Origin of the sequence: Streptomyces xanthophaeus (assembly GCF_000725805.1) — a bacterium.
Lineage (GTDB): Bacteria > Actinomycetota > Actinomycetes > Streptomycetales > Streptomycetaceae > Streptomyces > Streptomyces xanthophaeus.
In genome coordinates, this window is sequence record NZ_KL647138.1 from 41,487 (window position 1) to 48,529 (window position 7,043).

At 72.1% G+C, this 7,043-nt stretch carries 3 protein-coding genes and 1 riboswitch; all 3 genes read right to left on the reverse strand.

Going from position 1 to position 7,043, the window contains the following annotated elements:
* Nucleotides 1–62: 62 nt before the first annotated feature.
* A complete protein-coding gene (locus tag IO30_RS0139585; protein ID WP_031151508.1) occupies nt 63–2,288 on the reverse strand; it encodes a terpene synthase family protein in 2,226 nt (741 codons plus the stop codon).
* A 205-nt stretch (nt 2,289–2,493) separates the two neighbouring features.
* Nucleotides 2,494–2,967: a hemerythrin domain-containing protein gene (locus IO30_RS0139590; RefSeq protein ID WP_031151509.1), complete on the reverse strand. Its 474-nt coding sequence runs from the start codon at nt 2,965–2,967 to the stop codon at nt 2,494–2,496.
* A 19-nt stretch (nt 2,968–2,986) separates the two neighbouring features.
* Nucleotides 2,987–6,595: a cobaltochelatase subunit CobN gene (gene cobN, locus IO30_RS0139595; protein ID WP_031151511.1), complete on the reverse strand. Its 3,609-nt coding sequence runs from the start codon at nt 6,593–6,595 to the stop codon at nt 2,987–2,989.
* A 53-nt stretch (nt 6,596–6,648) separates the two neighbouring features.
* A riboswitch (cobalamin riboswitch) is annotated at nt 6,649–6,748 on the reverse strand.
* Nucleotides 6,749–7,043: the final 295 nt, after the last annotated feature.

A 7,043-nucleotide genomic window follows, 5' to 3' on the forward strand; every position in this document is an offset into this window, starting at 1 on the left:
GGGGGCGGCGCGGCAGCGGTCCGGACGGGGACCACTGCCGCGCCGCTGCGCCGTGGGGGCCGCTAGATGGTGCGGCCGGCGTAGGGGATCTTGGCCGCGGCCATGCCGAACTGCGGCGACCAGCTCGCCAGGGCCGGCCCGGACGGAGCCCGGTGCAGGTCCTCCTCACGGTAACGGCGCACCTTCTGGTGCCAGTTGAGGATGCCGGCCAGCCAGTCCTGGAGCTCCCGCACATAGGCGTCGAGCCCGGCGCGGGCCTCACCGTCCAGCTTCCAGTCGTCGTAGAGCACCGGCAGCTGGGTGGCCACGATGTGCTCGAACTCCTCGGTGCGCTGGGTCATCAGCGCATGGCAGATGCGCAGCGCCTCGGGGTAGCCGATGTCGAAGAAGTTCTGGGTGACGAGCACGTGGTTGTGCACCTCGCCCTCGACCTCGATCTCCTTCTGGTAGGAGAAGATGTCGTTGAGCAGGCAGGCGGTGTCCATCGCCGCGTTCTCCAGGGAGCGGATCACCCCCGAGCCGTAGATCTCCTGCGGGATGCCCCGGCCGGACAGGCCCAGGCGGCACAGGTACATGGTGAGTTCACTGCCGAAGGTGTGCCGGCGCATCTCCGCGTAGTCCACCGGGTCCGGGATCCGGTTGGCGATGCAGTTGTCCACCTCCCACACCCAGCTCTCCAGCATGGTGACCAGGCAGGTGCGGAACTCCTCCCGGTGGTCGGCGGCCATCGCCGTCGTGGTGCGCACCCACAGGTCGCCCAGCGACCGCTCCATCGCGGTCAGGGGTTCCGGCTGCTCGGCGTGGTCCACCGGGATCATGGTGATCAGCCGGGCGGTGGCCGCCTTGGCGGCGGGGAGGTTCCTCGTCTGCGCGAACGCCACCGGGTAGTAGTCGTCCCCGTACGTGCCCCAGGTCAGCCAGCACGCGTTGAGGGCGAGCTGCTCCGGCGTCGCGTCCGGGTCGAGTCCGGCCGAGCAGAGCGCGAAGTCGAAGCCGCGCAGCCGCTGTTCGTCCCAGATCGCCGAGGCCGGGTCACCGGGCTGGGCGTCCAGCAGGCCCATCCGCCGGGCCCAGGCGACGGACTCCTCCAGGGCGTGCTGGTGGTGCGGGCTGAGGCTCAGCCGGAACGGCATGTAGATGTCGGGGATCACCGACGGGCCGGTCCTCTGGAACGGCACGTGGGTGAAGGAGCGGCGGCGCATCTCCATCGCGCGGGGGGCGAACACCGAGCGGACGTCCAGTGCCGCGGACCCCAGCCCGGACGGCAGGAACGGCAGGGTGAGCGCCGTGGTGGACCGGGCCTCCTTGTTCATGTAGCGGCTGGAGACCATGTGCCACTCGTGACCGCCGGACTGCCAGTCCTGGAGCCCCTTGGCGTAGGCGAGGATCGCGGCGGCCTCGGCCGGGTTCAGCGCGTGGTCGGCGATCAGCTGCGGGATCTCGGAGAGCGCGGTGTGCTCGAACTGCTGGAGCCGTGAGGTCAGCAGGTCGTTGGAGGTCTCGGCGGCCTCCTGGGTGGTGCAGTCGAGGAAGGTCTCCAGGACCAGGATGGCGTTGGAGAGTTCGCCCTCGTCGGCCACCTCCCGCTGGTAGGAGAAGATGTCGTTCCTGATGTGCACGGCATCGGAGAAGGCGTCCCGCAGCACGGCCAGCGGACGGGAGTGCGCGATCCGCGCCGGGACCTCGGCGGAGACGTACTCGATCAGACCGGCCGACCAGGGGGCGCCGCCCACCTTGCGGCGCATCTCGATGTACTCGAGCGGGTTCGCGATCCGCCCGATGTTGATGTTGGCCAGTTCCCACATGGACTCGTTGAGCAGGTTCTTCGTGCTCACGGAGAACCGTTCCCGCCAGTCCATGGACATGGCGGGCACGGTACGGGTCCACAGGTCGGCGAGACCGGCCTCCACGGGGTTGGTGGCCTCCGGGAACCCGTCCGCCAGGTCCATCGGCATGAAGGCGGCGAGCCGCTCCAGGTAGTCCCGGGCGCCCTCGCGGTCCTGCGAGCGCTTGTACATCTCCAGGAAGTGGTCGTCGAAGAAGAACACCCACACGTACCAGTCGGTGACCAGGTCCAGGGCGTCGCTGTCGCAGTCCGGGTGGGTGTACGAGCACAGCAGCGCGTAGTCGTGGGAGTCGAGGTCCCTCTGCTCCCAGACGCCGGAACCTTCCAGCATCCCGAGGTCGCGCGCCCATTGCCTGGTGTGGACCCGGGCTCCCTCCAGGTGGGGGTTCAGTCGCGCCGGATAGGGCACGTAGAAATCCGGCAGTTGGAACGGCTGCGTCACGGCTGGGTGGGCCTTTCGTCCATGGTTGCGGGCAGCCGGTGGCCCGGCCCCCCGCACGAGATCAGCACTGCCCTACCCGTGGTGCCCCTGGGATAAGGGGGAGTTCACTGCTTCAGGTGACCCGGGGGCCGTTCCGCGGTGCGACGCCCCGCCGGAGGCTAGGAGCGGGGGCCCGGGACCCCGTACGCGGCCGGGCCGGGCGCCGTCAGCCCGCGGGGCGCAGGGACCGGCCCGGGTGGGCCTCGCGCCAGGCGGCGATGGAACGGTCCCAGTCCTCGCCCGTCAGAGCCGTGAGGGAGGCCGGGAAGAGGCCGTCCTCCTCCTTCGCGATGTGGTGGTGCAGCTCGGCCACCGCGGCGCGGAAGGTCTGCGCGTCCTGCGGGGACGCGAGGTCCGCCGATGCGAGGAAGGCCGCCAGCTCGTGGTGTTCGGCGACCAGGGCCCCGATGTACTGCGCGTACTCGGGGTCCGGGGCCATGACGGCGAAAAGGCCGTCCTCCTCACCCTTCCAGTGGGCGAGGAGGACGGCCTCCATCGTGGCGACCAGGGCGGCGGCTCCCGGCAGGTCGCCCGCGTCCAGGGCGCGCAGGGCGTCACCGGCCGCGTTCGTCACCGTCTCGTGCTCGGCGATGAACTCCTTGATCAGCGGGATCTGGCGGCAGCCGCAGTAGTGGCACATGCACGCCAGTGTGAGCGGTTCAGTCGCTCTCGCCCTCGAGGTTGCCCTCCGTGTCCAGGTACACCTGGCGCAGGGCTTCGAGGACCTGCGGGTCCGGCTTCTCCCACATGCCGCGGGACTCGGCCTCCAGGAGGCGTTCCGCGATGCCGTGCAGGGCCCAGGGGTTGGCCTCCTCCAGGAAGGCGCGGTTCTCCGGGTCCAGGACGTACGTCTCGGTGAGCTTGTCGTACATCCAGTCCGCGACCACGCCCGTCGTGGCGTCGTAGCCGAAGAGGTAGTCCACGGTCGCGGCGAGCTCGAAGGCCCCCTTGTAACCGTGACGGCGCATGGCCTCGATCCACTTGGGGTTGACCACGCGGGCGCGGAACACGCGCGAGGTCTCCTCCACCAGGGTGCGCGTCTTGACCGTCTCGGGGCGGGTGGAGTCGCCGATGTACGCCTCCGGCGCCGTGCCGCGCAGGGCGCGGACCGTGGCCACCATGCCGCCGTGGTATTGGAAGTAGTCGTCCGAGTCCGCGATGTCGTGCTCGCGGGTGTCCGTGTTCTTCGCCGCGACCGTGATCCGCTTGTAGGCCGTCTCCATCTCCTCCCGGGCCGGACGCCCTTCGAGGCCACGGCCGTACGCGTACCCGCCCCAGACCGTGTACACCTCCGCGAGGTCCGCGTCCGTGCGCCAGTCCCGGCTGTCGATCAGCTGGAGGATGCCCGCCCCGTACGTACCCGGGCGAGAGCCGAAGATACGGGTCGTCGCGCGCCGCTCGTCACCGTGCTCGGCCAGGTCCGCCTGGGCGTGGGCCCGGACGAAGTTCTGCTCGGCCGGCTCGTCCAGCGAGGCCGCGAGCCGCACCGCGTCGTCCAGCAGGCCGATCACGTGCGGGAACGCGTCCCGGAAGAAGCCCGAGATGCGCAGGGTCACGTCGATGCGCGGACGGCCCAGCTCCGCCAGCGGGATCGGCTCCAGACCCGTCACGCGGCGCGAGGCCTCGTCCCAGACCGGGCGGACGCCCAGCAGCGACATGGCCTCCGCCACGTCGTCGCCCGAGGTGCGCATCGCGCTCGTGCCCCAGAGCGACAGGCCGACGGACGCGGGCCACTCGCCGTTGTCCGTGCGGTAGCGGGTCAGGAGGGACTCGGCGAGCGCCTGGCCCGTCTCCCACGCGAGGCGGGAGGGGACTGCCTTCGGGTCCACCGAGTAGAAGTTGCGGCCCGTGGGGAGCACGTTGACCAGACCGCGCAGCGGGGAGCCGGAGGGGCCCGCGGGGATGAACCGGCCGTCCAGGGCGGCGACCACGTGGGCGATCTCGTCCACCGTGCCCGCCAGCCGCGGCACCACCTCGCGGGCCGCGAAGGACAGCACGTCCGCGACCGGGGCCGGGTGTCCCGCCGCGACCTCCGCCACCGCGTCCAGGGCCCAGTCCGCGTCCTCCATCGCCTGGACCAGCGCGCGGGCCGTCTCCTCGACGGCGTCCGCCGAGGTGCGGGTGGCCGCGGACTCGTCCAGGCCGAGCGCCTCGCGCAGGCCCGGCAGCGCCGTCGTACCGCCCCAGATCTGGCGCGCCCGCAGGATCGCCAGGACCAGGTTGACCCGGGCCGTACCGGTCGGGGCGCCGCCCAGGACGTGCAGGCCGTCGCGGATCTGGGCGTCCTTGACCTCGCACAGCCAGCCGTCGACGTGCAGCAGGAAGTCGTCGAAGCCCTCGTCGTCCGGGCGCTCCTCCAGCCCCAGGTCGTGGTCCAGCTTCGCGGCCTGGATCAGGGTCCAGATCTGCGCGCGGATCGCCGGCAGCTTCGCCGGGTCCATCGCCGAGATCTGCGCGTACTCGTCGAGGTGCTGCTCCAGCCGTGCGATGTCCCCGTAGGACTCCGCGCGCGCCATCGGCGGCACCAGGTGGTCGACGAGGGTGGCGTGCACCCGGCGCTTGGCCTGGGTGCCCTCGCCCGGGTCGTTGACCAGGAACGGGTAGATGAGCGGCAGGTCACCGAGGGCGGCGTCCGGGGCGCAGGACGCGGACAGGCCCGCGTTCTTGCCGGGCAGCCACTCCAGGTTCCCGTGCTTGCCCAGGTGGATCATCGCGTCGGCGCCGAAACCGCCGTCCTCGGCGCGCGCCTGGATCCACCGGTACGCCGCCAGGTAGTGGTGCGAGGGCGGCAGGTCCGGGTCGTGGTAGATCGCGATCGGGTTCTCGCCGAAGCCGCGCGGCGGCTGGATCAGGATGAGGAGGTTCCCGCGGCGCAGGGCCGCCAGGACGATGTCGCCCTCGGGGTTCGCCGAACGGTCGACGAACATGTTGCCCGGGGCCTCGCCCCAGTGCTCCTCCACGCTCTCGCGCAGATCGGCGGGCAGCTCGGCGAACCAGCGCCGGTAGTCGGCGGCCGGGATGCGGACCGGGTTGCGGGCCAGCTGCTCCTCGGTCAGCCAGTCCTGGTCGTGGCCGCCGGCCTCGATCAGGGCGCGGATCAGCTCGTCGCCGTCACCGGAGACCAGCCCCGGGATGCCGTCGGCGGGACCGAAGTCGTACCCGCCCGCGATCAGCGTGCGCAGCAGCTCCACGGCGCTCGCCGGGGTGTCGAGGCCCACCGCGTTGCCGATGCGGGAGTGCTTGGTCGGGTACGCGGACAGGACCAGCGCGACCTTCTTGTCGCGGCGGTCGATGTGCCGCAGCCGGGCGTGGCGTACGGCGATGCCCGCGACCCGGGCGGCCCGCTCGGGGTCGGCCACGTAGGCGGGGAGGCCGTCCTCGTCGAGCTCCTTGAAGGAGAACGGGACGGTGATCAGACGGCCGTCGAACTCCGGCACGGCCACCTGGGTGGCGGCGTCGAGCGGCGACAGCCCCTCGTCGTTCTCCTCCCAGTTGCTGCGCGAGCCGGTCAGGCACAGGGCCTGCAGGATGGGCACGCCGAGGGAGGCGAGCGCGCCCGCGTCCCAGGACTCGTCGTCCCCGCCCGCCGAGGCGGTGGCGGGCTTGGTGCCGCCCGCCGCGAGCACGGTGGTGACGACCGCGTCGACGCCCTCCAGCTCGGCCAGCAGTTCCGGCTCCGGGGTGCGCAGCGAGGAGACGTACAGGGGCAGCGCCTGGGCCCCGTGGGCCTCGATGGCCTCGCACAGGGTGTGCACGAAGGCGGTGTTGCCGCTCATCTGGTGGGCGCGGTAGTAGAGCACGGCGACCCGGGGACCCGTGGTGGTCCCGGGGGTGCGCTCCAGCGGGCCCCAGGTGGGGGAGGCTGCGGGCGGCTCGAAGCCGTGGCCGGTGAGCAGCACGGTGTCGGAGAGGAACCGGGCCAGCTGGTCCAGGTTGGCGGGGCCGCCGTGGGCGAGGTAGCCGTGGGCCTCGGCCGCGATGCCGATGGGGACCGTGGAGGCCTCCATCAGCTGGGCGTCCGGGGCCTGTTCGCCGGTCAGGACCACGACCGGGCGGGTCTGCCCGGGCGCGAGGAGCAGGTCGAGACCGTCCTGCCAGGCGCGCAGGCCGCCGAGGAGGCGTACGACGACCAGGTCGACGCCGTCGAGCAGGCCGGGGAGGTCGTCCAGGGGAAGGCGGGAGGGGTTCGCGAACCGGTACGGCACGGGGCCGTCCGCGGCGCGGGCGCTGAGCAGATCGGTGTCGGACGTCGACAGCAGCAGGATCATGCGGCGGCAGGCCTTCCTCGGGGTTTCCGCGCCCCGGGCAGTGAGGACAGCGGGAGTTCCTGACTCACCCGGCGGATCGCTCCGCAAGGTTCACAGTGGCGGGACCGCGCCGGAATCTCACCGGGCTTCCTCCCATGTCGCCGTCCTCGGCGATGACGGGCCGAGCGGCCCGTCGAAAGGTCATCTTAGGTTGCCTTTCCCCAGGCGGGGAGTGGGGGTGGGATTGGGGCGGGCCGGGTTCTGGAGTGAGGGCCGGGCCGGCGGTGGCGCTGCGCTGGCTTGCGCGGTGGGCGGCCGGATGCGGCGCCGTTGCCGGGGCTCTGCGGTGGTGCTGCGCTGGCTTGGGCCGTGCTGCGGTGGGTGGTCGGGTGCGGCGCCGTTGCCGGGGCTCTGCGGTGGTGCTGCGCTGGCTTGGGCCGTGCTGCGGTGGGTGGTCGGGTGCGGCGCC

Coding starts and splice junctions, on each gene's coding strand:
- IO30_RS0139590 (WP_031151509.1), bottom strand. CDS start 2,967: ATGTGCCACTACTGCGGCTGCCGCCAGATCCCGCTGATCAAGGAGTTC.
- cobN (WP_031151511.1), bottom strand. CDS start 6,595: ATGATCCTGCTGCTGTCGACGTCCGACACCGATCTGCTCAGCGCCCGC.